The organism is Thalassospira australica, from assembly GCF_044790785.1.
Classification (GTDB): Bacteria; Pseudomonadota; Alphaproteobacteria; order Rhodospirillales; family Thalassospiraceae; genus Thalassospira; species Thalassospira australica_A.
On the sequence record NZ_CP085258.1, the window covers coordinates 2,375,523 to 2,401,425 of the forward strand.

The window sequence follows — 25,903 nt, forward strand, 5'->3', positions numbered from 1 at the left end:
ACCGGGAAAAGGATAGGACAAATCGAACATCTATATCCGAAAGATTATATCAACATATCGCAACGGTTTTACAAATCTCAGTTCGGCACAGATTTATTCTCATCAGATTTGATGCAAACACCCCATCTGCGGCACATCGACTGCCCGTTCGGTGTGTCGAGAAACCGGTCGAAGGCATCCCGCAAAGCCGGGCCCATTGGATGGTTTCGGGAAAACAGGATGAACATATCGTCCGATTGTACCGGCTGTGTGGTGGCGTAATTCGCCACGGCCTCCTCGCCCAGAATGCGTTTCATATCCTGCCAGCCGACCTGCTCCTCCTCGAAAAAGATATCGGCCCGGCCGACATCAAGAAACCGCCACGCAGCTTCCGATGTTGAAACAATATCCGCATCAATCCCGTAGCGGCGAAACTCCACCTCGTACCAGTAACTCGCCACACCAACCGGGCGCAGCCCCAGTGGATCAAGATCGGCAATCTGATCGATATCCAGACCGTCGGGGAAACGGGATTTTTTATAGAACCCCTTTTGATAGGCCCGTGCGACCGGATGGTCGGGATAAATAATTTCCGCCGCACGTTCCGGCGTCCGGATCCAGCTAAAGGTGGCGGCATATTCGCCCTTTGCGGTCAATTCATAGGCCCGGCGCCACGGCAAAAAGATATAGCGCACCCGATACCCCATCGCCACGAATGCTTCGGTTACGCGCATTGTATGAATGCCAAAACCCGGTGTGTTTTCCGTGATCATCGGGGGCCATTCGCCAACCGCAAACAGCACTTCCGGCTTTGGTTGTGATCTTTCCGGGCCGGCATTCCCTTCCCGCGCAACCGCCCCGGAAATGCCCCAGACCATCCCCCAAATGATCTGCAACAGCATCACCAGCCACCGCGCGATAACGCCCGTTCGTCTTTTCCCCACGCCCTGCTCCTGCATGGTTGCGGCATTTACTGCCGCCTCACCCCGATAAGTCGATTTTATTGTTTTCCGGCATTTGTTTATGTTGATACGCCGTATCCGTTATTAAACGACAGAAATCACAGTTTTTATAGCGTCGAATTAAAATGCATTTAATTTCATCAACGGAGACCATCGCATAAAATTTAATCTTTCGGCTGTCGCCCTGCCCGGGCCCGTGTGCTAAGGTAAGTTCCGGTCACTGCACCGGCCCCGTCAAAAGCCTTCTGAAACCGACCAAACGGGACGATGACAGAACATAGTCACTACGTAATCTTCACCGATCTTGACGGTACCCTGCTTGATCATGACACCTATTCCTGGGCCCCGGCTGCCCCGGCGATTGCCCGCGTAAAAAAGCTTGGCATTCCGCTGATTGCGATTTCCTCCAAAACGCTGGCCGAACTTTCCCATATCAATGCCACCGATCATCTGTTTGACGGATTGATTGGCGAAAATGGTGGCGTCATCCGCCTTGGCGACCGGATCGAGCAACCCGGCCCCGCCACCGAAACCATTGATGCCGCCCGTGATGCCATCCGGGCTGCCCTTTCGATCCCGGTGCAAAGTTTCCGCACCGTATCCCCCGAAATCATCGCCGCCCAAACCGGTCTTTCGACCGACGATGGGGCGCGTGCGGGGCTTCGGCATTGCTCCGATCCGCTGATCTGGACCCCGACGGAAACCGATATTGCCACCGCCCGCACCATTGCCGAAACATTCGGCCTGAAACTGGTCAAGGGCGGGCGTTTCCATACCCTTTGCGGTGTAACGGACAAAGGGGCCGCCATGGCACACATGGTGGAACTATTGGCCGAAAACGGCGTTCTTCCTTCAACGGGTGTCATGCCGCGCACAATCGCCTTGGGGGATTCCGCCAATGACGCGACCATGCTGGCGGCGGCCGACTTCCCGATCCAGATACCGCAAAAACATGCATCGACAACAACCGCATTGATAAAGGATCAGAAACTGATCATCGCCCCTGAACCGGGTCCTTCGGGCTGGAATATGGCGATCAGTACCCTTCTCGATCAATTGACCAATACCAATAACAAAAGCGAGGTACTTCATGGCTGATTTTCATCAGGGCGGGCCGATCACGACCCTGCACCGCATCATCGACCGCAACCCCGAAGAACTCGCTTATGAAATGACCGCCTTCGCCCGCCAGCGTCGGCAAACCCTGATCCTGCCCTGCCTTTATTCCGAACTTGAAACACCGGCCATGACCACCATCCTCGAAGGATTGAAACAGGCCACCTATATCGATCAGATCGTCGTCGGGCTGGACCGGGCCGATGCCACCCAATACGCCTATGCCCGCGAATTTTTCAAGGACCTGCCGCAACATGTCCGCATCCTCTGGAATGATGGCCCGCGCCTGCGCGGGGTGCATGACCGGCTCGCCGAATATGATCTGGCGCGTTACGAACCGGGCAAGGGCCGCAATGTCTGGTACTGCCTTGGCTATACGCTGGCCTCGGGGCGAAGCTCGGTCATCGGCATTCATGATTGCGACATCGCAACCTACAAGCCCGACCTGCCCGCCCGCCTGATGTATCCGATTGCCAACCCGGCGTTTAACTTCGCCTTTGCCAAGGGCTATTACGCCCGCGTTGCCAATGGCACGCTCAAGGGCCGGGTATGCCGCCTGTTTGTCACCCCGCTGATCCGCGCGCTCAAACAGGTTGTCGGCAAAACCGAATTCCTCAATTACCTGGATTGCTTCCGCTATTCGCTGTCCGGCGAAATGGCAATCCGCACCGACGTTGCCTATGGCCTGCGGGTCGCGTCCGACTGGGGCCTTGAAATTTCAATGCTCTCGGAAATGTATCGCAACCACACGGTCCATCGTCTGGCCCAGGTCGATATCGCCGATATCTATGATCACAAGCACCGCGAATTTGACCCCGCCGAAAAGGATGACGGCCTGTCACGCATGGCAAGCGACATCGCGAAATCCCTGTTCCGCAAACTGGCGACCCAGGGCACCGTTTTCTCGCATGAAACCTTCAGGACTCTCAAGGCAACCTACTATCGCACCGCCCTTGACCTGATCGAACAATACCGCGCGGACGCCCTGTTCAACGGCCTTAAAATCAATCGCGACGAAGAAGAAAAATGTGTCGAGGTACTGGCCGAAGTCATCATGAGTGCCGGGCAGCATTACCTTGATAACCCGCTCGAAAGCCCCTTCATCCCAAGCTGGCAGCGCGTTGAAAGTGCGATGGGTGATATCTTTGAACAGCTTTCGGCTGCAGTCGAAGACGACCTGAACGACGCCGGAATTGGCAAAAACGGATAGTCCAAAAACCAAAAGGGCAGCCCTCGGGCTACCCTTTTCTCTCCCCTTGGTCATGCTAACCTTGTGTTTCGGCCTCAAAGAAACCACGCATATGGGCCATATAATCCGCGTCGCTGTTATGCTGGCGCGCCTTGATGAAACCCCGCGCATCGTCACCGACAAAATACCTAAGCTGGCGGCTGTCATCGGTTACGGCCTGCACGACAATTTCCGCAACATAACGGGCGCTCATCAATTGTCCCCCGGCCATTTTCCCGAACATGGCACGGGTTCTGGCAAGAAACGCGTCATAGTCTTTCAGCCGGTCATCGGAAACAAAGTCCGCCGCAGACCTTTCGTGGAAACGGGTCTGATCAATCCCGCCATGCGGAATGACCAGCTTGGCGATGATATTCTGGGATGCCAGTTCATAGGATAGTGCTTCGGTAAAGCCATCAAGCGCGAATTTGCTCGCACAATATGCCGAAATCATCGGCAATCCGAAAATCCCCGCACCGGAACTGACATTCACGATCACCCCGCCCCCTTTCGCCCGGAAATGCGGCAAGATCGCACGTGTTACATCCATCACACCAAATACGTTCACATCAAACTGGCGCTGTATCCGGTCACGATCAAGGGCCTCGAACAAACCATACTGGCCAAAACCGGCATTGTTGATCAATGCATCAATGCGCCCAAAGCGCGCGATGCCCGCATCCACCGCCGCCGTGATTGATGAAAGATCCTCGACATCCAGCCGCAAGACCATCACCTGATCGGCTCGCTGGAAATCCGGTGCTTTGTCCGGATCACGCATGGTGGCAATCACGTTCCATCCTGCCTCGGCAAACAGGTCGACGGATGCATGCCCCACCCCTGATGACGTCCCGGTAATCAAAACCGTCTTTGGCATCTCTTTCTCCTTTGGCAATTCGATGGGCCAAAGGTAGACAGTCTTTATTATTCTGATAATTGCGATATTATTGCATGAACTAATGCAGGATTTCGCACAATGTACCGCGCAAGCCTTCTGGAACTTCACGGCGTTACCGCCGTCGCCACGCATCGCAACTTCCGGGTCGCGGCACAGGAACTGGGGATTTCCCCCTCTGCCCTCAGTCATGCGATTTCGATGCTCGAAACCCGCATTGGCGTGCGGCTGTTTAACCGCACGACCCGAAGCGTTGCGCTGACCGATGCCGGAACCGCCTTTCTTGATCGTATCACTCCCGCTCTTCACGATATTTCGGCGGCCATGGAAACCGCCAATCTTTATCGTGACAAGCCGATTGGCACGCTGCGCATCAACACATCCGAAGACGCCGCAACCCTGACCCTGATGCCGATCATCAATGATTTTCTCGCCCGCTATCCCGACGTCAAAATAGACATCGTCACCGAAGGGCGGCTGATCGATATCGTCGCCGGCGGCTTCGATGCCGGCATCCGGCTGCTTGAAAACGTCCCCCAGGATATGATCGCTGTCCCTGTCGGCCCGGAACAGCGTTTTGTCGTTGTCGGAACGCCCGACTATTTCAAATCCCATCCAGCACCGAAAACCCCGACCGATCTCGCCAGTCATGCCTGCGCAAGGCTGCGATTGCCCGGCGGCAGCATCTATCGATGGGAATTTGAACGCCGGGGGGAACAGATGCGCATTGACGTCAATGGTCCGCTGACCATCGGCAGCTCAAAACTGATCACCGAGGCCGTCCTTGCCGGAAAAATGCTGGGTTATGTCATTGAACATTCTGTGGCCGAACATCTCAAAACCGGGCGTCTCGTCACCTGCCTCGAAGACTGGACACCACCCTTCCCCGGTCTGCATCTTTATTATCCGGGGCATCGCCACGTCCCTGCGGCCTTGCGCGCCTTTATCGACCTTCTGAAAGAACATCGCCATATGGCTTGATCAATCGCCATCAACACCGGCAAAGGTCAGATATCATACTGGTATTCATAGTCGAACCGGGCGCCAAATATCTGATCGACCGGATGCCCGTCCCGGTTCCGCGTTCGCACCGGCAGAAGGACGCGCAGCCAATGCTGATCGGCACGCACGGCAAGGGTAACATGGTAAAATGTCGGTTCCCCGCACATCATGGTATTGAACAATGCCGCCGTCAGGCAGGACCCGTATTTCATGTCGATCTCGCGCGGGCTGGCGCGCTGAAAGCTCTCGCCGTTCAATGCCACAATCGACGGCGCATCAATCCGCACAACGAAATCTTCCTTTAACGGCATATATTCATAGATGGTGATATCGTCGATCCAGCGGCGCAATCGCTCTGCGGTCAGAATGTCGCGCGACGGCACAATCTGCGTCAGGTCTTCTGCGCGCGCCTCATGCCAGACCCTGATCAGATCGGTAACATGCGGCCCGATATTTTCGGGCAATTCATCAAGTTCGAAATCTGTCGTTTCGGCCATTCTGTCGTGTGACCTTCTGCCTCTCCCAATATTAGTAAAATGGTAAGTTCAGGATGAATAACAAGTGGCAACCCTAAACCGGCATCGCATCGCGATAACGCTGCAACAACCGGCTATCAATGCGATTGCGCCCGTCAATGTTTGAAATCCACACGATCTGATAAGGTGCCAGCGGCAGGATACCATTGAAATCCTCGATCACCTGCTGGGATAGCAGATCGGTCCAGCCCTCCGTCATGATCAGGTTGATCTTCGAAAGGTCAAGATCCTGCACCTGATCGGTCAGGTTGAACACACAGAAAATGCTTTGATCGTTCAGATGGCTTTGCCGCCACACGCCCAGCAATTCCGGCCCAAGGTTCAGGGTATATTGCGTCGCATTGGGGTGGAACGCCGGCTGCCCCATGCGGATCGACATCAATGCGCGCAACTGGTCAAACGCCCGCTTGGCAATGCCTTCTTCCGATAACCGTTCCTCCGCCTCTTCAAGCTGCCATATTTTGCGGTTTAGTCTGCGCGGAATGCCGGTTTCCTCGTATCCCGTCTGATCGTTTTCGGTGGCAAAGATCGTCTGCACGTAAATCGCCGGAACGCCCTCAAGCGACATGGCAATCGCCTGGCTCATCACAAACCGTTCAAGGCCAAAGGTACGATCCCCGCCAAAGTTTTCCGCCAGCATGCTAAACAGCGTGACATTCAGCTCATAGGCCTTCTGCCCGCCGCCCTTAAGCGACCGGTAACTCACCTGCCCGCCCATCTTGCGCGCATGGTCGATCATCGCATCGATATCCGCATCCGGGATCAGGTTTTCGGCCGGGCGCAGGCCAATGCCATCATGGCTGGCGGTGAAATTGAAAAAGGTGCACCCCGCAGGCGCCGGTGGCATCGACATGATGCATTTGCGAATACAGTCACTCCGCCCCGAAAGCAGCGCATGAATGATCACCGGCGGCAGGCTGAAATTATAAATCAGATGTGCCTCGTCCTGATTGCCGAAATAGGACAGGTTTTCAAGCAGCGGCAGATTGGTTTCGGTAATGAAAATCACATCCGGATGCACCGCCGTCGTGGCAAGGCGCAATGCCTTGATGATCTTGTGCGTCTGATCAAGGTTGATCGAACTGGTCCCGGCCACCTTCCAGATAAAGCCGATGGCATCCAGCCGCACGACCCGTACCCCGTGCTTAAGGTACTCCAGAACGATTTTCAGGATTTCAAAAAACACATCCGGATTGCCGTAATCCAGATCGACCTGATCGTAACTGAACGTACACCAGACATGCTTTTCACCGTCCGATGTCGTGACTTTACTAAGCAACGCATGGCTGCGCGGGCGCACCACATCGGAAAGGTCATCATCGGGGCTGGCGGTCTTGATGTAATCGACACCGGGCTTTTCCCCGGCAAGGAACTGCTGAAACCACACATGCGATGCCGAAATATGGTTCGCCACCAGATCGGCCATCACGGTGGCATCTTTGGACAATGCCTTCACATCGTCCCATGTGCCAAGCTCCGGGCGCAACGTACTGAAATCGCTGACCGAAAACCCGTCATCGGACGTAAAGGGATGAAACGGCAGGATATGAATCCCCGAAAGCCAGTCCTTAAGCCACGTGCGATAAAAATCGCCAAGACTTTGCAAACCATGATGCCCGTCACGCGAAATGCTGTCGCCATAGGTAATCAGAAACGCATCACGCTGATCCCATTTGCGCAGATATTCCTCGCACGGCTCCGCCCCGTCCCCCTCAAGCGGCAGGCCCAGCACATCAAACACCCGGCGCACCAGTTCCGCGTGATCATGTTCCGGATACACATCCGCAAGCAGATTGCGCATTGCACTTGCGAACGCAATACGCCCCGAGGTTCCAATAGCGCGATCCATGCTGGCTCCTTTGGGCAGGCAAATCAGGAATTCACCTTAATCAAATAATGATTTTGCCTATGATGCAAGCAACGATTTCAAAGTGCTAACAAAGCAGGCAACCCAACCCGCCATGTCCGTCATCGCACTGCAAAATCAAACTTCCCCGGATGGACCGTCGGGCTTGTAGATCACATTTTCCGCGCCCTCGGCCCCCATGAAGACGACAACGACACGTGCGGGAACATCGCCATCATTGATCCCTTCATGCCAGTAATCCATCGCCTCAAGCACCCCTTCCCCGGCACGATAGGTGGTTTTTCCCCCGTCGCCATAATCGACCGTAATCTGCCCTTCAAGGATATATCCATAGGTCGGCACGCCATGCTTGTGCCAGCCGGTTTTCTGCCCCGGCGCCATCGTCGCCAGCACCGATTTGATCCGTGCCTTGCCCTTGGGATAGCTCACCTGCTCGCCCACAAAGTTCACACCGCTATCAAGCAGCGTTACGCCGTCATGGACATCCTTGGCGGGTTTGGATGCCCCGGAATCCTGACTGGCTATCTTTATGTCTGAATTGTCGCGCTTCGTGATTGCCATAACCGTCCAATGACCTGTTTGTTTTTACAACCTGCCAGCAAATTACACATGAATATCAGGTAATTCATACAGCATATCGGGAACACACTATCTTGCGTGGCGCAAAGCACCCAGGATTTTGGTTCGGCGATCACATCCAAACAGCACGCGTAAAATCCATGGCCGGAACATAAGAACAACCAAACCATAGCTCGCAGAAAATGCGATATGAAAGAATGGGATAAAGTACGCTGGCCCTTTCTCCAGAACCACGGGATGAACAACCCACATAAATGGGATAATAGCTAGAACATAAAATGCCCCATACCCTGGAAAGGGGTGAATGCGTCGCTTTACATGTTTTTCAAATTGCCGAAGATACCGACCTCTAGATGGCAGAAAGCTGAGAAACAATATCGGCAAGATGGCATAAATGACCAACTCTAAAACCGTCAAAGACCATAATCCGCCGTAGATTAGAAAACCGACAATGATCGGCCAAACAAGGAATGCCAGAACCCTGATGAGCTTTCCATTTTTCAGTCGATACAGACGAACAATGATTCTTGCAAATTGATACACAGCTTCCCCCGAAATACTGTACGGCATTTACAATCATAACGAGAACTGCACACAGCAACACAAAAAACGGACGCAAGCATTCTGACGCCCGAAAACATTCCCCTTTGTGTAAAGCTCCTTTCTGCGTGACTATTACTTCCACCAACGCAAAGATGTCACTTTATCACCCCAAAAACCTTTGTCCGCTTATCAAAGCCTAACAGCACCCTCAGAATAAGGGGGCGCCAGAACAACAACGGAGGAGCAATAGCTAATACACCCAAAAATGCAAATGCTGGGAGAATGAATTGGGCATCGTGTTGCGATAAACCAAAATACGCAAATATTAATCCCGGTCCCGCAAAATGCATAACAACCAAATGCAACTTCGGATGAGGACGGCGCCTCCACCCCCAAACAGTTGGCTTGAAAGCAATAGCGCGAAGCCCCTTCCGACGATTTGGAGAAAGCGGCACTAACACCGGAAAGACAGAAGGAATACCGAAATTCAACCAATCTAAATTTGGTAACAACTGATTATAAATCAGAAATCCTGCAATTATTGGCCAGAAAAACAAAGTGATCAACACGCATTTGCTGCGTTTCAACGTAGAGAAACGAACATACTTTCTTAGTGTTGCATACTTCATCTTGCGCCCCAATCCGCCACCAAGGTATGCAACCTAAAGTAATTTATCTGATTTGCCAAAGAATTAGGGTGCCGGTTTCACGACACCCTGTCAAAAAATTCTCCTGCCTGTAACGACTTACGGCGCAATCGTCACCTCAACCAGCGCATGGGTGCGGTTGGTGTCGATATGCGCAATCGCACGGCGCAGGATTTCCGGCAAATCGGCTGCCCGTTCGGCCTTCGCCGTCCAGGCCCGGCTGGCTTCCGCGACCTTGGTGAAATCGGGGCTCGGCTTAAGCCCGGTCAGGGGCATCTGGTTGGTTTTCGCGGCATAGCCATCGGGATACATCCCGGTTACAGACTGTCGCACCGCCCCCCATTCATTATTGTTCAGAACAAGGATCAGGATCGGAAGCTCAAGCGCCTCGGCAATCTGGTGGCACGCCGTCGGATTGGCAAACATGTAAGATCCATCCCCCATGGTGGCGACCACAAGCTTGTTTTTATCGGCCAACTGATAGCCCATCGATGCTGGGAAGGACCAGCCAAGCCCGCCGGAATGCGGTTCCTGATACCAGCTGCTGTGCTCCGAAAGCGAAAGCGGCTCCAGCGGACAGCCAAGCTCCGAAAACACCGTCGCCGACCGCCCGGCAATCGCCTCCGACAGGCACCGCGAAACGAATGCCTTACTCATCGGATCAACCGATCCGGCATCTGCCGCCGCGCGCACCTTCTTGCGCGTGACCGCATTGATCGCCGCGACCTTTTCGCGCCGGTCGGCACAGGTTTCGCGATGATCGCCATGATGGCGATCCAGCGCATCGGCCAGCGCCATGATCACATCGCCGGTTTCCCCGGCAAGCGAAAGGTCGGCGGCAAAATTGCGTCCCGGAAACCGCGAATAAAGCGGGTTCTGCCCGATCTGGATCACCTTGCAGTCGTCGCGCAGCGTATGAATATCGGGCGACCACGGCGCAAGGCAATCAATCACCAGAACCGCATCGGCGTCTTTGAGCCACGGTGCCGGGTCCATCCCCGCCATCATCGGATGATCGGTGCCAAGCGCAAGCTGGATCGCCCAATATTGCACCACCGGAATGCCCCACTGATCCACCAGCTTTGACAGGCGATCAAAGGCCTCGGCCGTCCCCGTGCCACGCTGGGCAATGATCACCGGGTTTTTGGCATTGGCAAGGATACACGCCGCATCCTCAAGGCTTTCCTTGGGCGGCATCACCCGGACCGGCTGCATGCGAAGCGGCGCATCGATCGCATCCCCCGGGCAGGGTTCGCACAAAACCTCGCGCGGCAGGGATACATAAACCGGCCCCTTGGGCACGGACGATGCAATCGCATAGGCGCGGTCAACAACGTCGGGCACCTGTTCGGGGAATTTAAGTTCGTATTCCCATTTCGATGCCTCGCGCACCATGGCGGCCTGATCGCGCATTTCCTGGCCCCAGCCAATCGGCACGGTCCGCGCGCCAAGCCGCCCCTGTTCCATCACCGGCGTTCTGCCCGACATCAGGATCACCGGCACATGCTCGGTCGCGGCATTGATCGCGCCAATCGCGCAATTGGCAAGGCCGACATTGGTATGCGCCATCACCGCCTGCGTTTTTCCGGTCGCAAGGTAATAGCCATGCGCCATGCCCATCGCGGCATTTTCATGCGGCATGACAAGCGCGTGGGGAAGCTCGATATCCTTGGCATTGGCTTCGGCCAGCCCTTCGATGATCGGCGGAAAATCGGTGCCGGAATTGGCAAAGATATAGTCCACCCCGATCGCCTTCATCCGCGCCAGAACGGCCCCGCCTGCGGTCAGCGTGATACCCGCCTTGTCATTTTTCATTTGACGTTCCTGCCATATTTCTATATTTGAAATTTGATTTATAATATAGTTTATTATCGAAATCGGGCATGCGTCAAGGCACCGCGATGCAAAATCACGCGCGTGCAGCACAAAGCCACCAGTCCAAAGGAAACAGGATGCCAAGCCAGCTTAACGGATCGGTGCTCAAGGCCTTCCGCATCCTTGAACTGTTTGCCGAGGGACGGTCTGAGCTGACCGCCAGCGACACGGCGGCCGCCCTTGGCATCAACACCATCACCGCCCACCGGTTCCTGCATACGCTGGAACAGGCCGGTGCGCTGCGCATGGTCGCGCGCGGGGTCTTCCGGCTGGGCTATGTCTTTGCCGATCTGGGGGATCGTGTGCTGCGCGACGGCAGCCTGCCCAATCTGATCCAGCCGGTGCTGGACGATCTGGCCCGCACTGTGGGAGAGGCCTGCATGGCCACCGAATTTGATCGCGACATGGCCGTCTGCATCGCCAAGGCCCTGCCGGATCGGTCACTTTATGTCGATATCCGCATCGGGTCGCGGCTTGATGCCTTTTGCACGGCACATGGCAAATTGTGGCTGGCCTTCATGGGCCCGGATGATCAGGACCGCTATTTCGATAGCATCCGCCTGACCGGCATGACGGATCGCACCATCACCGATCTGGCCGCCCTTAAATCCGAATTGCGCACCATCCGCGAACAGGGCTTTTCAACAAATAACGGCGAACGCGAAAGCGACATTTACGCCCTCGCCGTCCCGATCCTGACCCAGCATGGCCGCATGGTTTCCGCCATTTCGGTATTCGGCGCCTCCCCGACCCTGATCGAACAGAAACGCGATACGCTACTCGCCGCCCTGCGCGATGCTGCCGAAAACGGCACACGCGCCCTTTACGGGCATTTCTGATCCGCTTCAGGCCACCCGTGTTTCGCGCTCCGTCCGGGGGCTTCGGATCGTACCCGGCGATTTGCCGGTCGTGCGTTTGAAGGCCCGGCTGAATGCCGCCTGCGAGCCATAGCCAAGCCGTTCGGCCACCACGTCAATCGCCATGCGATCACGGGTGATCCACTGGCTGGCAAGCCGCATGCGAAGTTCGGTGACATAGCGAAGCGGCGTCACCCCGGTAACCTCAAGGAACCGTTCGGCAAAGACCGACCGCGAACTGCCCATTTCGGCCGCCATCGCCGCAACGCTCCAGTTCCGGCCCGGATCGCGATGGATGGCGGCAATCACCCTTCCCATTCGCGGGTCGCGCAATGCCTCGACCCAGCCTTGCGCATCGCCACAGCCGCATTCGACCCAATCGCGCACAATCGATGCCGACACCACATCGGCAAGCCGCGTCAGGATGCCGGCAAAACCGGCGCGTTCGGTCGAAACCTCGCGCGCCATGGCTTCGAGCACTGGCAAAAGTTCGGGGTTTCGATCAATCAGGGTGCCGACCTGCATCACTTCGGGCATCATCCCGACCAGCGGATGCATCCCGCCCAGGTCAAATTCCATGCAGCCGCTGAAAATAAGCGTATCCCGGCTACGGCACTGCTCCATCTTGCAGGCATGAATGTCATCCACCCGGCGGCAGATCGTCGTGACACTGTAATCGGTCACATCAAGGCACGGGATGGACGGATCGGACAGCAACGCATGAATGCCACCGCGCGGCAAAAGCACCGCGTCACCGGCCTCAAGCGTATGGACCACCCCGCTATCGGTGCGCAGGTAAACCCGCCCGCGCGCGATGAAATGAAACTGCGCGCGCGTCGGGTCCTCGCCAAATCGCACACCAAACGGCGGTGAAATCTGGATGCGGTTGTAATGCAGCCCGTCAAGCCGCATGCCGAGCAAAAGCTCGCTGATCAAATCACTGGAAAGCATCTGCATGTCATCAATTTCGGGATAATTCGTCAAATATCGGACGATTGATCAATAATCAAGGAGAAACTGGCATAGCCCGTCCGCCCCGTCCACTCTATTCTGTTTGCAATGCACAAACACTCTATCCGAGAGGACTTCCGATGACGGACACAATAAATACGCCCCCGGCCGCTGCCGCGCAAGGCGCGCCGGCCTGGTGGGCGGTTATCTCGATGACATTGGGCGTATTCGGGCTGGTCACCGCCGAATTCCTGCCCGTAAGCCTGCTGACCCCGATGGCCGATGATCTTGCCATTACCGAAGGCCTCGCTGGTCAGGCGATGTCAACCACCGCCATTCTCGCCCTGATCACAAGCCTTTTGACCGCAACCGTAACCCGCAGCATCGACCGCCGTTATGTCCTGCTGGGCTTTTCGATCCTTCTGACCGTCTCGAACATCATGGTCGCCACCGCACCGAATTTCACGGTTCTGCTGGCGGGCCGTGTTTTGCTGGGCATTGCGCTGGGTGGGTTCTGGACCATGTCGGCGGCCACCGTCATGCGCCTTGTCCCGGAAAAAAGCATTCCGCGCGCGCTGTCGATCCTGTTTAGCGGTGTTTCGGCCGCGACCATCTTTGCCGCCCCGCTCGGCAGCTATCTTGGCGATGTGATCGGCTGGCGCGATGTGTTCCTGCTGGCTTCCCTGCTCGGCGTTCTCGCCCTTGTCGTGCAGTTCCTCACCCTCCCGAAAATGCCGCCGCGGGGCCGCGCAACACTGCGCACCTTGGTCGAGGTCATCAGCCGCCCGCGCATGAAATTCGGCCTGTTTTCGCTGGTCCTGATCATTACCGGCCATTTCGCCCTGTTTACCTATGTCCGGCCGTTCCTTGAAAACATCACCGGCGTTGCGACGGCGGGCGTTTCGGGCATTCTGCTCGGCTTTGGCGTTGCCAATTTCATCGGCACCTATGTCGGCGGTGCGCTGGTTGCGCGGTCGCTGCGCATGACGATTGCCCTGATGCCGATGATCATCGGCCTTGCCGGGATCGGCATGGTCACCATCCAGGGCGCGATTGTCCCGACCACCGTGCTTGTCGCGATCTGGGGCATGGCCTTTGGCGGGGTTCCGGTCGCATGGTCGACCTGGATCACCCGCACCGTCCCGGACGAGGCCGAAAGCGGCGGCGGCCTTCTGGTTGCCGGCTTCCAGCTTGCGATTGCCACGGGTTCGGGCGTTGGCGGCCTTCTGTTTGACACCAGCGGCGCGCTTGGCGTCTTCACCATCGGCGGCATGTTGCTGGTTGGTGCATCCATCATCGTTACACTGGGCCTGCGGACCGCCCCTGTTCCCGCAACCGAACAGGGATAGCAGGCATCGCCCCACCCCCGCTTGATGCTTCAGGCGCGGGCCCGGCACCCCGGCAGTGTCACCACTGCCGGGGTTTTCTTATGCCCGGATATCGCAGCCCTAATCGTCGCCCCCCCAAATATCCTGATTCTGTTTGAAATATTCAATGAGCATCTCGGCAAGAACCCGCACCCTGCGCGTCGGATGCTGTCCGGGCGGCCGGACGACATATACCGATCCCGGAGGAACCGGATGGCGTTTCATGATCGGCACCAGCGCCCCGGAGACCAGATGTTCCTGGATGATGCCGTTGGGGAGCCACGCGATACCAAGGCCCGCCACCGCCGCGACGGCAAGCGCAGAGGCACTGTCGGCCTTGAAACTGCCCTGCGGCTGGACCGAAACAATTTTATCACCATCCATGAACTGCCATGACTCTGTTCCGCGCATAAGCGCCTGATGACGGACAAGGTCGTCCAGCGTTTCGGGCGCGCCGTATTTTTTGATATAATCCGGGCTTGCAACAAGCTTTCCATGGATCGGTCCGACGCGCTTCGCGATCAGGCTGGAATCCTGAAGATATGCCCCCCGGACCGCGCAATCAAAACCTTCGGCCACGAGATCGACAAAGCGATCACTGTAGGAAGCCTGAATCTTAAGCCGCGGGTGCTGGCGTGCCATTTCCGCAAGCACAGGGCCAAAATGGGACGGGCCAAGCGTAAGCGGCAGGGCGACCCTCAGGCGACCGCGAAGATCGCCCGCCGGAAGAATGGTTTCCCTGGCGATGTCGATCTCGTCGCTGGCCCGGGACGCATGATCCCGAAACGTGATCCCCGCCTCCGTAAGCGCGGCACCACGGGTCGTCCGCGTCAGAAGCTGGACACCAAGCTCCGCCTCTATCCGCGCAAGCCGCCGACTGACAATCGATTTGGAAAGACCAAGACGGCGTGCGGCAGCCGACACCCCGCCTGCGTCGGCAACCTCAACAAATGTCTGAAGGTCCTCAATATTCATTTTGATGTTCCCCTTGTTGCGACACAGTTGCCAACATTATGGCGCTATCATCACCTGAACTGGAACGACAAATTGTGATCAGCACATCCCGGAAGATTGGAACAAGTCATGAAAGCAGCCGTTTACAATCGCTGCGGCACGCCAGAGGTTCTTGAATACAAGGAAGTTCCCGATCCCCAACCGGGTCCATCGGACGTACTGATCAGGGTGGAGGCAATCTCGATCGAAGGCGGCGACCTGCTCAACCGGCGGTCAACACCGCCGCCAGCGCCGGACCATATCGGCGGCTATGCCACTGCGGGAACCGTCATTGCCATTGGCAACGCCGTGACCCGGCGCAAGGTCGGCGACCGCGTAACCGGTTTCCAGAATGACGGGTCGCACGCCGCGTTGCGGGCCCTCCCGGAAAATCAGACCTGGATCATCCCCGATGGCGTTGATGCCGCCAAAGCGGCCGCCCTGCCGATTTCATTTGGCACGGCGCATCATTGCCTGTTCGCACGTGGCGCGTTGCAGGCCGGTCAGACAGTTCTGGTACAGGCCGCGTCAGGAGGCCTCGGGATTGCGACAATCCAGCTTGCAAAACAGGCCGGTGCCACCGTCATTGCCGTTTCGAGCGGTTCCGACAGATTGTTGAAATTGCAATCGCTTGGCGCGGATCATGTCATCGACCATCGCAACGACGATGTCGCTCAAGCCGTATCCGGGCTGACCGGCGGCGCGGGCGTCGATCTTGTTGTCGATCCGGTCGGCACAACGCTTCCCGTCTCCCTGAAGGCGCTCGCCCAGGAAGGACGGCTGGTCTTCGTCGGCAATGCCGGCGGAAGCAACCTCACCCTCGACCTCTGGCCCGCCCTTCAGGCAAACCAGTCATTGCTGGGCGTCTTTATGGGCACGCAGTTCGTCCTGCCGCATGTCAGCATCACGGTTGATCATCTGCTTTCGCACGTCGCCGCGTCGAAGCTCACGGTTTTTATCGACAGGCAGTTCCCCCTCGCCCGCGCTGCCGAAGCACACGATTATGCCGAAAATCATAAACCGTTCGGCCGCGTCATCCTGCAACCCTGATGACCTTCCCGGTACTGGACACCGGAATACGCCCAGGCATCACCTCACCCCGCCCTGATGCCTGAGGCGCGGGCGCAAGCCCGCCCCCCCGGCAGCTTCACCGCTGCCGGGGTTTTCTTTATGCAGCCCCCATCACGCTGTCTTCAACCAATCAAATAAATGCACGCGGAAGTTAATATGCATCAGCTACGTTCCACCTCAGTTGGTTTAAGAATCACTGCGTTATCAACAATCCCCGATAACGCAAAGGAGTCTGACATGTTGTGGAATGGATCGAAGATCATTGGCTACGCCATCTCGGCAAGTGACGGCAAAATCGGCAAGATCAGCGACTTTTTCTTCGATGACACCAACTGGCTCGTCCGGTGGCTGGTTGTCGATACCGGCAATTGGCTCTCCAGTCGCAAGGTTCTTCTGCCGACATCCGCGATGGACCACCTCGATACCGACAAAGAGGAATGCTCCATAAAACTGACAAAGAAGCAGATCGAGGAAAGCCCGACGGTCGATACAGACCAGCCCGTATCGCGGCAGATGGAAACCGACGTTTACGGTTATTACGGATACAGCCCGTATTGGAATAGCGGCTATGGCATGACCGGCGGTGCTGGCATGGCCGGTGGTTACGGCTACATGGGCGGAATGGGCGGCGCGATGCCGGTTTCATCCGCCTCAAAGCAGCGCGAGGAAGAAATGATCCTTGCCCGTAAAAACAGCGGTGATGTGCATCTGCGCAGCGTCGAAGAGGTCACCGGCTATCACATCCATGCCACGGACGGCGAGATCGGTCACGTCGAGGACATGATCATCCAGGATGCCGATTGGGGCATTCATTACCTCGTCATCGATACAAAAAACTGGTGGACCGGCAAGAAGGTGCTGATCTCCCCGCGCTCGGTAAAGGACATCAATTCGGAGGACGAACTGGTGAACATCAGCGTCAATCGCCAGAAGGTAAAAGACCGTGAGGCCTACGACGCCTCTGAAATGATTGATCCTGCCTTTGAGGAAAAATTCCGGGCCCATTACGGCATTACGTCGGTCGCGGCCTGATCGCGCTGCGGCGTGATATTGGCCGATCACTGGCGCGGCAACGGACCGGGCGGTGTTCCCGGTCTGGTTCTGACGATACTCATCGCGTTCCGGCCTGTCCGTGCCGTCCGGGGCCGCGCCGTGTGACCATAAGAACGTCTCTCATTCAGAAGGACTGCCACCATGACAAATATCCGAACCATGCTTGTTGCGCTCGCCCTCACAGGGGCGACCGCCCTTCCTGTCTCGATCACCACGGCCCCGGTCGCACATGCGGCTTCGGTCGAGGAACTCAACACTGAATCAAACCAGTCCCTGCAAAAGCTCTATGGCACCCACCCGGTCGCCCAACAGCTTTCCAAGGATGCCAAGGCGATCCTGGTGTTCCCGCGCATTATCAAGGCGGGTCTGGTCTTTGGCGGGGCCTATGGCGAGGGCGTCCTTCTTGAGGACGGCAAGATCGACAAGTATTACAACTCCGTTTCGGCCTCCTGGGGCCTTCAGGCCGGTGCGCAATCCTTTGGCTATGCCGTGTTTCTGATGACCGACAAGGCGATAGACTATCTCGACAAATCCAACGGCTGGGAAATCGGCGTTGGGCCGACCGTGGTGGTGATGGACGAAGGTGCGGCCAAGAACCTGTCCACATCAACCCTAAAGGATGATGCCTATGCCTTCATTTTCGATCAGGAAGGCCTGATGCTCAGCGTCAGCATCGAAGGCACCAAGATTTCCCGCATCAAGCAATAAACCCGCCCAAAAAACGCAAGGATGAGCAAGGGAATGCGTCATGCAAATTCAGGTCAATACCGACAATAACATAGCGGGCGGAGAAGAACTCTCCGCCCACGTTTCGGCCCGGATCTACAACCATCTGGATCGCTACAGTCGTCACATTACCCGTATTGAAGTCCACCTTTCCGATGCAGATGGCGACAAGTCCGGCCGGTCCGACAAGCATTGCCTCATCGAGGCCCGCCTGGAAGGGCGTCAACCCGAAGTGGTCAGCGAACAGGCCGCAACGCTTGAAGGCGCATATTCTGGCGCGGCCAGGAAAATGCAGCACGCTCTGGCGACAACGCTGGGCAAGCTTGACCATGCCAAGGGTGCCGACACCATCCGCACCGGCGAAATGTAAAATTTTGACGGCCCCCTCAAAGCGCATGATCGGCAAAGAGGAAAGTGAATTTACCCTACTAACGGCCTAACTTTTCCGCCGCCTCAACCGTCTGCGCAATCAGGGTCGCGATTGTCATCGGCCCCACACCACCGGGAACCGGCGTATAGGCGGAACATTTGTCGATCACGGCACTCAGTTCGATATCGCCAATGCCGCCCGGATGATACCCCGCATCCACAACAACCGCCCCGTCCTTGATCCAGTCACCCTTGATGAATTCGGGACGTCCGACCGCACCAACAACGATATCCGCCGTTCTGACGATTTCCGGAAGGTTCTGCGTTTTCGAATGGCAAATCGTCACGGTCGCATTGGCATTCAGCAACATCATCGCAACCGGCTTGCCCAGAATGGGGCTGCGACCAATCACCACCGCATGCTTGCCCTCAACCGGCACCTTGTAATGATTTAACAACCGCATGATCCCAGCGGGCGTGGCCGATCCATAGGCCGCCTCGCCCATCGACATCCGACCAAAACCCAGCACCGTGACACCATCCACATCCTTCGCCAGATCGATGTGATTGAAACACGCGCGTTCATTGATTTGCGAGGGCACCGGATGTTGCAGCAAAATGCCGCAAACCCGCGGGTCTTCATTCAGTTTCGTGATTTCAGATAACAATTCCTCGGTCGTGGTTTCCTCGGGAAGCTCCACCCGACGGGATTCCAGCCCGACCCGCTCACACGCCCTGCCCTTCATCCGGACATATGTCGCCGAAGAAGGATCACCCCCTACCAGTATCGTCGCCAAAACCGGAACCATGCCATCCAATTTCTGCCGAAGCACCTGAACCCGAGTGGCAAGTTCCAGTTCGATCTGCTTCGATAGCGCCTTGCCGTCAAGAATGAGGGGATTGCTAGATTGTTGAGTCATGGTCGTGTGATTGCCTTTTTGTAAATAGGGACAGTCACCTTTTCAGCATTGTTTTCATTTTTTGTTTTTGATCGTGCCTGCAAACTCTTCCATATTGAATCCCAAACTTAACTCACCGGATATTTGCTCAAACGCGATCAAAGTGGCGCGATCTGTGATGATTCGACCGTCGTTTATAGACACATAACTTGGAAACCATAAATAGGCGTCAGCATCGAACTCATATACTACCTCTATTGGCTCAAGACCTTGCCTTAGAAGATGCTCAATCAATTGAGCGGCCTGAACTGCAGCTTGGCTTGATTTGTCATGTGCTGAATAATTAGTGGAAACATCATTTCCACGAAACATTAGCGTTATTTCACAACCATTAAAATTCGATTTTAAGCAAAGTATCGGATCATGGTGCTCTGATAAACTTTTAAGCAATCCCAAAATCCATTTTCTAAAGGCAATGTAGGTATCTTTCCCTGCTTCTGATGCAATAGATGTAACAAAAGGGTTAAAGACCAAAAGGGCATACCACACACCAATGGAGATCAGTTCACTAGTAACTTCCGCCGCATTATGGGATGAATCTGATATTTTTACTGGAAACGGCGCGCTACCAGATATTTTCTCGATCCAAGCAACGTCCACCTCACGAGGATCGGAAATTATGTCAATCCAGATAGTAGTGGGTGGGTCAGGAAGACTTGAAGGAAGGTCAACACTTGACTTGGTATCAAAACCAATTTCCGCAAAACTAACAGTGCTTTTAGCTCCCAACACTCCTAACAGGCCAACAACAACCATCCCGACATCATCTATCTCAAACAACTTTGCTTCAATTAAGCGCCCTATTGGATAGCCAGGGTCGTGCCCCTCATACAAAGGATATGGCGAGGAATTTATGCTTTCAGTTAGTAGATAAGGGTCTAATGCCACTAGCAGATTATCATTTTCATCTTTAGCATTAGTCCAAATAATTGCGGGCTGAAGTTTTTCAAATACACCACCTTCATGCCTACCAATAACAGAAAGCAACCATTTCTGGACACTCTGATCCTTAAGTACCTCCTCATGGAGCATAGAATTACCTCTGATTGTAGGGAAACGTTAACTGCTCAGGCAGGCATTTGATAGTTACCGTACACCCACATCAGAACGTTTTATATCAACCTCCACCTTAGCAGAAACCAACTTCGTCACTAGATCAAGGAACCAGTCAGGGGAATTGGGAGAAAGAATGACCTGACTTATCAGATTGGACAAATCGACAGGAATATGACAACCCAATGCTGAACGATCTTTTTGCCATTCGTCATCGGAATTGAATACAATTGCTCTTAACTCATGTTCGTAAGCGTAATGCCTAGATTTAAGAAAATAAGGCGTAAAGGTATCATGAATATTCCCAAACCCATCTCTCAGGTCTTCGTATTCTACCTTTCCTATTACCATTGCCGAAGTCTCAGGAAGACGAATTGATCTGCAAAATTGATCGATTGTGGAAACCAGACATACTGAAGGTTCGTTCCCTCCATATATTTTCCACATAGCCATGCTTTCTACATCTGCCGTATGCCAGCAAATGATGTCTATCCAGTTGGCCTGTACGCCAAGAAGTTCACGCGTGGTAAACTTCGGCGATATCTCGACAGCCCCAAAGGGCGATGCATACTCCCAAGTTTCGTCAATTAATGGCACGACCTTGGGAAGATTATCCGCCAATGCACGAGCCCAACCGTCAACCACTCCAGTTAAACGGGTGGCTCCCCCGTTGAGTAAAAATTCAAGCACCTCTGGAAAGCGTCCTTCCAAAGGATCTTCTTTCTGCAAATTGGCGACCGAAGAAAAAAAACAGCGATCAAACGCCACTAGGTCCATGAACTTAGTGAAGCTCATATATCTCCGGATTTCCGTTTCAGGTTACAAACTTCCACGGTAACCTATGCCCTCCCGCCGTGAGTCAGCAAGGGGACCAAACCAATTCATTTCCATGTTTTATTTACCTGCTTGACCATGATCCCCTGAATGAGCGCCGTTTTAGCAGAAGACGAATTTCGGTCCAACCGCAACAGACTTACACCTCATTCGCAACCATTCAGTCAGTAATGATACCGCGCCTGAGCAATATAAATTGCATCATCGGTGTGCTTGTAAACCAGACGATCTGCTTGGCTAATTCTCCGCGACCAATATCCCGACCAATTGTGGCGCAAGGGTTCCGGCTTTCCCGTCCCTTCGTAGGGCGTGCGCTTGATCTCTTTGATTAAGCCATTAATCCGCGTGACCATTTTCTTGTCGGTTGCCTGCCAGTAAAGATAATCCTGCCAGGCATCCTCGCTCCAGATCAGCTTCATTCTTCGACAAGCGGTCGCTCAACGCCGTTCCCTGCTTCCAGTTCGGCAATAGACCTGTTGAGGCGATGCGCGTTGGCAGGACTTGACAGAAGGTGCATGGTTTCCTGCATGGCATCGTAATCCGCCTTGCTGATGATCACCACGTCATCACCTGATTTCTGCGTAATATGAAACGGTGTATGATCGGTATTCGCAGCCTTCATCAAATCTGCAAACGCCTGTCTGGCACGGCTGTATGGTAGCACTTGCACGGCAATTCTCCTGTATCTGCCTTCAAGTTATATGTACAACATATTGCACAATTGTACAATTTATAACTTGCCGCCGCCGGATATGTGCCCTCCCCCGAAACAAAACCCCGGCCCAATAACATGAGCCGGGGCACGAAGTGCTCTGGAGGGAGACGGGGCTTTTATCGTGGCCCCTTGGTAAAACCCAGATATCCCTTGGGCGTTAGATCGATCTGATCAATCAGATCGACCTGATCGTCACCTTGCGTTCCGCCTGCGTTTTAAGCCGGTTGCGAAGCGGGCGGCCAAACGGGGCGGCCTCGATCTCGAACTCGTCGCCATCCTGCGTTTTGATGCCATCGGCAAAGCTAAGCGTTGCCGTGCCAAAGAAATGCGCATGCACATCACCGGGGCGGCAGAACAGATCATATTTGAAGTGATGATATTCAAGATTGGCGAGAGAGTGAGACATATTGTCCTCGCCACTCAGGAACGGTTTTTCCCAGATCACCTTGCCATCGCGATAAAGCCGCGACGTGCCCTCAACATGGCTTGGCAGATCGCCCAGAAGCAGTTCCGGCCCCATCGCGCAGGCCCGCAGTTTCGAATGCGCCAGATAAAGGTAATTCTGGCGTTCCATCACATGGTCGGAAAACTCGTTGCCAATCGCAAAGCCGATGCGCACCGGGGTGCCTTCGGGGTCAATCACGTAAATCGCGGCAATTTCGGGTTCCTCGCTGCCATCAAGGGCAAAGGACGGGCTTGGGATATCCGCCCCCGGATTGGCCACGACCGATCCATCCCCCTTGTAAAACCATTCCGGCTGCACGCCCTGCGCGCCCGCTTTCGGCTTGCCGCCCTCGACCCCCATGCGAAACATCTTCATGGAATCTGTTTCGTCGGCTGCCTTGTTATCGGCCTTGTGCATGTTCGCCCGTGCGGAGGCAGAGCCAAGGTGCGTAAGCCCCGTGCCGGTGACAAGGAAATGTGCCGGATCGGCATGGGTGATCGGCGGGAGCAACCGGCCCGCTTTCGCGACCTCGTTATAATCAACGCGGGTGTCGCCCATGCGCGCCTTGGCGGCCGCGATCATCGTCGTGCCTTCGGCTATGGCAATACCGGCAAGCGCCCGCGTGGTCGAACCCCCCTTAAGCGGGATCAGGGTCTTGGCATCCTCGACCACGGCAACATGCTGCGCGCCGGCGGTATCCTTGAATTGAACCAGTCTCATGAAATCTGTCCTGATAATCTGCTTGATAATCTGTGTGTTGTGCGTAATCCGGGCGCGGGCATCATCGCCTTCCGGCCAATCAGACCCAGCCGCCATCAACGATAAAGTTCTGTGCCGTGACCATGCGGCTTTCATCCGAGGTCAGGAACAGCGCCATGCGCGCGATGTCGCTTGGCATCACCTTGTTCTTAAGGCACTGGCGCTCGTCAATCTCGCGCTCGGCGGCTTCATCAACCCAAAGGTCAAGCTGGCGCTGCGTCATGACCCAGCCGGGCACAAGCGTATTGACCCGGATGCCATCCTTGCCAAGGTCACGCGCCATGCCGCGCGTCAAGCCATGCGTCGCGGCCTTTGCCGTGGTATAGCCCGGCATGCCGCCCTGCCCCATCATCCAGCTCACCGACCCGAAATTGACAATCGCCCCGCCACCGGCCTTCTGCATCATCGGGGCGACCGCCTGAATGGCAAAAAACGACGGGCGGATATTGATCGCCTGGCGCTCGTCCCAATATTCCGGGGTCACGTCCTGCCATTTATGGCGGGTATCGTTGGCGGCATTGTTCAAAAGTGCCGTAATCGGGCCATTGGCCTTGGCCGCATCATGGACGGATTGCTGCAACGCCTTGATATCGGTAATGTCGCACTTGATGAAAAGCGGCTTGTTTTTCGCGGTCTGGCCCAGCTTTTCAACAAGCGCATGGCCGGCTTCCTCGGCAATGTCGACAAAGGCGACCTTCGCCCCCTGCTCGACAAAGGCGGTTACAAGCGCCTCGCCAATGCCCGTGGCGCCGCCGGTAATGAAAACCGATTTATCGGCAAGGCTGGTATAGTTCGTTGGCATGCGATCGGACATGATCGTCGGCTCTCCCGTCATCTGGTCTTTGTGTGCCGATCCTTTATCCGGCGACCGGTTCCGTCCGGCACGCCATGATCGGGATCAGGGTTGAACTGGCAGGTTTGCACCCCGCCCAAATCACGGTACGAGGTACTCAAAGCGCATCGCACGGGGTGATCGGGTGAATGCGAAAATCCACAATCGCGCATCTTTCAGGCCGGATTATGATACCCGTTTACAATACCCGTTCCCGCGCGGCATGGTGCTTCCTCCTGACAGTCTTGTTCTTTTATTCTTCATACAATAACATTAATTATCAGGATGTGGCTTGCTGTCAAGCCGCAAACCGGCAAAACAAGGCCTGATACAACACTCAACTGATTGCTTCTTGTTTGGTGATAAGTGGTCTATAAAAATGACACCTCCGATAGGGTGCAATCGCACGCAGTTCAGCACCACCGAAATAAATATATGCGTTGCAGCGCAAGGCATTGTGGGTCGCACGGAAGTTGCCCTCGAAATAAATTCATATTATATGAATAATATCAGAGTGCGGTCACCGATCCCGCCACCGCCTTCCGCAGATACCCAAAAGACCGCACCGGAGGAATTTGAATGCCATCGTCCATGTCACGAACCTATGCCAAACGCAGCCTGCACAGCATCGTCGCCCATGATCTCGGAGCACGGATCGTTTCGGGCAAACTGGCACCGGGCGATGTCCTCCCGACCGAGGCAGCCTTGAGTGAATCGCTCGATGTCTCGCGCACGGCATTGCGCGAGGCGATCAAGATCCTCTCGGCCAAGGGGCTGATCGAAAGCCGTCCGAAAACCGGCACGCGCGTCAAGCCGCGCACAAGCTGGAACCTGCTTGATCCCGATGTCCTGTCCTGGCATTTCCCCGATCCCGATCCGGCGTTTCTGTATGGCCTGTTTGAAACCCGCATGATCATCGAGCCCAACACCGCCGCGATGGCCGCCGAACGCGCGACCGAGGAACAGCTCGCCACCATCGAGGCCGCCTATACCGGCATGGAAAATGCCGAACTCGGGACCGAGGCCGTCTATATCACCGACCTGATTTTCCATCAGGCGATTTTGGATGCGTCGGGTAATGATTTCATGAAATCGTTCGGCATGCTGATTGAAACCGCCCTGATCGGCTCGTTCCGCCTCTCCTCGGGCGGGCCAAAGGCGCATGTCAAATCCCTGCCCGACCATTTCGCGGTCTACCGCGCCATCGCGCACCGCGAACCCGGCGACGCCCGCGAAGCCATGCGCAACCTGCTCAGCCGCACCATGCTGCAACTCCGTCAGCAGCTCGGCATGAAAAGCGAACATGACTGGGACGTGATCGGTCTTTGATCGGGATTCGATATCGCTTTGATCCTGCTTGACGGGTCCGGTGATGTCATCGCACCCAGACCGCGGCAAAAGACAAAAACGGGGCTGTCATCGGGGCGGCCCCTTTTGTATTCCTCATACAAATAAAAAGCCGCTTTTTGCCTCGGGACGGCCAAATCCCCTATTCCTCATACAAATAAAAGCCGATTTTTCGTGCCCGTAATGGCCGCGCACGATCCTCATCACGCCCCTCGCCGATCCATTATTCACCAAAATTGAAAAATCGGATCGATTATGAAAAATAACTTCATAAAAAACCGACCCCAAAACCCGCATTCTGACCGCCGGAATGAACGGCCCGGAAAACAGTTCGGGCCGAAGC

General features: G+C 55.4%; 27 protein-coding genes. 10 read left to right on the plus strand and 17 right to left on the minus strand.

Annotated elements, in window-relative coordinates:
• Positions 1–77: 77 nt before the first annotated feature.
• Entirely contained in the window at positions 78–923 is an 846-nt protein-coding gene (locus LG297_RS11375; RefSeq protein ID WP_404420286.1) for a substrate-binding periplasmic protein, read from the minus strand.
• Positions 924–1,208: 285 nt separating this feature from the next.
• On the opposite strand from LG297_RS11375, the gene LG297_RS11380 reads away from it, so the two are divergent.
• Complete coding sequence (locus LG297_RS11380) at positions 1,209–2,039, plus strand: HAD-IIB family hydrolase (protein ID WP_404420288.1); 831 nt, start codon at positions 1,209–1,211, stop codon at positions 2,037–2,039.
• Complete coding sequence (locus tag LG297_RS11385) at positions 2,032–3,267, plus strand: glycosyl transferase (protein WP_404420290.1); 1,236 nt, start codon at positions 2,032–2,034, stop codon at positions 3,265–3,267. Before LG297_RS11380 ends, LG297_RS11385 begins: the two co-directional genes overlap by 8 nt.
• Positions 3,268–3,322: 55 nt before the next feature.
• Here LG297_RS11385 and LG297_RS11390 read toward each other — a convergent pair whose 3' ends face one another.
• Positions 3,323–4,162: an SDR family oxidoreductase gene (locus LG297_RS11390; protein ID WP_404420292.1), complete on the minus strand. Its 840-nt coding sequence runs from the start codon at positions 4,160–4,162 to the stop codon at positions 3,323–3,325.
• A 99-nt stretch (positions 4,163–4,261) separates the two neighbouring features.
• Between LG297_RS11390 and LG297_RS11395 the strand changes: the two genes are divergently transcribed.
• Complete coding sequence (locus LG297_RS11395; protein WP_404420294.1) at positions 4,262–5,161, plus strand: LysR family transcriptional regulator; 900 nt, start codon at positions 4,262–4,264, stop codon at positions 5,159–5,161.
• Positions 5,162–5,187: 26 nt separating this feature from the next.
• Here the strand turns inward: LG297_RS11395 and LG297_RS11400 are convergent, their stop codons facing one another.
• From LG297_RS11400 to LG297_RS11425, 6 genes are all read right to left on the minus strand, one after another.
• Positions 5,188–5,679 carry a hypothetical protein gene (locus LG297_RS11400; protein WP_404420296.1) on the minus strand — a complete coding sequence of 164 codons (492 nt, stop codon included), beginning with the start codon at positions 5,677–5,679 and terminating at the stop codon, positions 5,188–5,190.
• A 73-nt stretch (positions 5,680–5,752) separates the two neighbouring features.
• Positions 5,753–7,567, minus strand: a complete 1,815-nt coding sequence (locus LG297_RS11405) for an alpha-amylase family glycosyl hydrolase (RefSeq protein ID WP_404420298.1) — start codon at positions 7,565–7,567, stop codon at positions 5,753–5,755.
• 135 nt (positions 7,568–7,702) lie between these two features.
• On the minus strand, positions 7,703–8,146 hold the full coding sequence (locus tag LG297_RS11410; protein ID WP_404420300.1) for a cupin domain-containing protein: 444 nt from the start codon (positions 8,144–8,146) through the stop codon (positions 7,703–7,705).
• Between the two features lie 87 nt (positions 8,147–8,233).
• Positions 8,234–8,734, minus strand: coding sequence for a hypothetical protein (locus tag LG297_RS11415; RefSeq protein WP_317338802.1), 501 nt, complete (start codon positions 8,732–8,734; stop codon positions 8,234–8,236).
• A gap of 128 nt (positions 8,735–8,862) precedes the next feature.
• Entirely contained in the window at positions 8,863–9,336 is a 474-nt protein-coding gene (locus LG297_RS11420) for a hypothetical protein (protein ID WP_317338803.1), read from the minus strand.
• Positions 9,337–9,453: 117 nt separating this feature from the next.
• On the minus strand, positions 9,454–11,169 hold the full coding sequence (locus tag LG297_RS11425; RefSeq protein ID WP_404420303.1) for a thiamine pyrophosphate-requiring protein: 1,716 nt from the start codon (positions 11,167–11,169) through the stop codon (positions 9,454–9,456).
• 68 nt (positions 11,170–11,237) lie between these two features.
• Here LG297_RS11425 and LG297_RS11430 point away from each other — a divergent pair, with 68 nt between their 5' ends.
• A complete protein-coding gene (locus LG297_RS11430) occupies positions 11,238–12,068 on the plus strand; it encodes an IclR family transcriptional regulator (RefSeq protein WP_404420305.1) in 831 nt (276 codons plus the stop codon).
• A 6-nt stretch (positions 12,069–12,074) separates the two neighbouring features.
• Here the strand turns inward: LG297_RS11430 and LG297_RS11435 are convergent, their stop codons facing one another.
• Positions 12,075–13,037, minus strand: coding sequence for an AraC family transcriptional regulator (locus tag LG297_RS11435; RefSeq protein ID WP_404420307.1), 963 nt, complete (start codon positions 13,035–13,037; stop codon positions 12,075–12,077).
• Between the two features lie 140 nt (positions 13,038–13,177).
• Between LG297_RS11435 and LG297_RS11440 the strand changes: the two genes are divergently transcribed.
• Positions 13,178–14,386, plus strand: a complete 1,209-nt coding sequence (locus LG297_RS11440; protein WP_404420309.1) for an MFS transporter — start codon at positions 13,178–13,180, stop codon at positions 14,384–14,386.
• A 99-nt stretch (positions 14,387–14,485) separates the two neighbouring features.
• Here the strand turns inward: LG297_RS11440 and LG297_RS11445 are convergent, their stop codons facing one another.
• Positions 14,486–15,379 carry a LysR family transcriptional regulator gene (locus LG297_RS11445; protein WP_404420311.1) on the minus strand — a complete coding sequence of 298 codons (894 nt, stop codon included), beginning with the start codon at positions 15,377–15,379 and terminating at the stop codon, positions 14,486–14,488.
• Between the two features lie 108 nt (positions 15,380–15,487).
• Here LG297_RS11445 and LG297_RS11450 point away from each other — a divergent pair, with 108 nt between their 5' ends.
• From LG297_RS11450 to LG297_RS11465, 4 genes are all read left to right on the plus strand, one after another.
• On the plus strand, positions 15,488–16,447 hold the full coding sequence (locus LG297_RS11450; RefSeq protein ID WP_404420313.1) for a zinc-binding alcohol dehydrogenase family protein: 960 nt from the start codon (positions 15,488–15,490) through the stop codon (positions 16,445–16,447).
• Positions 16,448–16,705: 258 nt separating this feature from the next.
• The gene (locus tag LG297_RS11455; RefSeq protein ID WP_404420315.1) at positions 16,706–17,500 is read left to right on the plus strand and encodes a PRC-barrel domain-containing protein; all 795 of its coding nucleotides are present in this window, start codon (positions 16,706–16,708) and stop codon (positions 17,498–17,500) included.
• A gap of 162 nt (positions 17,501–17,662) precedes the next feature.
• Entirely contained in the window at positions 17,663–18,229 is a 567-nt protein-coding gene (locus LG297_RS11460) for a YSC84-related protein (RefSeq protein ID WP_404420317.1), read from the plus strand.
• 40 nt (positions 18,230–18,269) lie between these two features.
• Positions 18,270–18,617, plus strand: coding sequence for an HPF/RaiA family ribosome-associated protein (locus LG297_RS11465; protein WP_404420319.1), 348 nt, complete (start codon positions 18,270–18,272; stop codon positions 18,615–18,617).
• A gap of 58 nt (positions 18,618–18,675) precedes the next feature.
• Here LG297_RS11465 and folD read toward each other — a convergent pair whose 3' ends face one another.
• The 7 genes from folD to LG297_RS11500 form a co-directional block, all read right to left on the minus strand.
• The gene (gene folD, locus LG297_RS11470) at positions 18,676–19,536 is read right to left on the minus strand and encodes a bifunctional methylenetetrahydrofolate dehydrogenase/methenyltetrahydrofolate cyclohydrolase FolD (RefSeq protein WP_404420321.1); all 861 of its coding nucleotides are present in this window, start codon (positions 19,534–19,536) and stop codon (positions 18,676–18,678) included.
• Between the two features lie 54 nt (positions 19,537–19,590).
• Complete coding sequence (locus tag LG297_RS11475) at positions 19,591–20,607, minus strand: hypothetical protein (RefSeq protein WP_404420323.1); 1,017 nt, start codon at positions 20,605–20,607, stop codon at positions 19,591–19,593.
• Between the two features lie 54 nt (positions 20,608–20,661).
• Positions 20,662–21,423, minus strand: a complete 762-nt coding sequence (locus LG297_RS11480; RefSeq protein ID WP_404420325.1) for a hypothetical protein — start codon at positions 21,421–21,423, stop codon at positions 20,662–20,664.
• Positions 21,424–21,626: 203 nt separating this feature from the next.
• The gene (locus tag LG297_RS11485; RefSeq protein ID WP_062961369.1) at positions 21,627–21,881 is read right to left on the minus strand and encodes a Txe/YoeB family addiction module toxin; all 255 of its coding nucleotides are present in this window, start codon (positions 21,879–21,881) and stop codon (positions 21,627–21,629) included.
• Positions 21,878–22,132, minus strand: coding sequence for a type II toxin-antitoxin system Phd/YefM family antitoxin (locus LG297_RS11490; protein ID WP_082832882.1), 255 nt, complete (start codon positions 22,130–22,132; stop codon positions 21,878–21,880). The genes LG297_RS11485 and LG297_RS11490 overlap by 4 nt, the downstream gene beginning before the upstream one ends.
• A 220-nt stretch (positions 22,133–22,352) precedes the next feature.
• Complete coding sequence (gene araD1, locus LG297_RS11495) at positions 22,353–23,342, minus strand: AraD1 family protein (protein ID WP_404420328.1); 990 nt, start codon at positions 23,340–23,342, stop codon at positions 22,353–22,355.
• Positions 23,343–23,421: 79 nt separating this feature from the next.
• A complete protein-coding gene (locus LG297_RS11500; protein ID WP_404420330.1) occupies positions 23,422–24,195 on the minus strand; it encodes an SDR family NAD(P)-dependent oxidoreductase in 774 nt (257 codons plus the stop codon).
• A 597-nt stretch (positions 24,196–24,792) separates the two neighbouring features.
• Between LG297_RS11500 and LG297_RS11505 the strand changes: the two genes are divergently transcribed.
• The gene (locus tag LG297_RS11505) at positions 24,793–25,542 is read left to right on the plus strand and encodes a FadR/GntR family transcriptional regulator (protein WP_404420332.1); all 750 of its coding nucleotides are present in this window, start codon (positions 24,793–24,795) and stop codon (positions 25,540–25,542) included.
• The last annotated feature ends 361 nt before the right edge of the window (positions 25,543–25,903 follow it).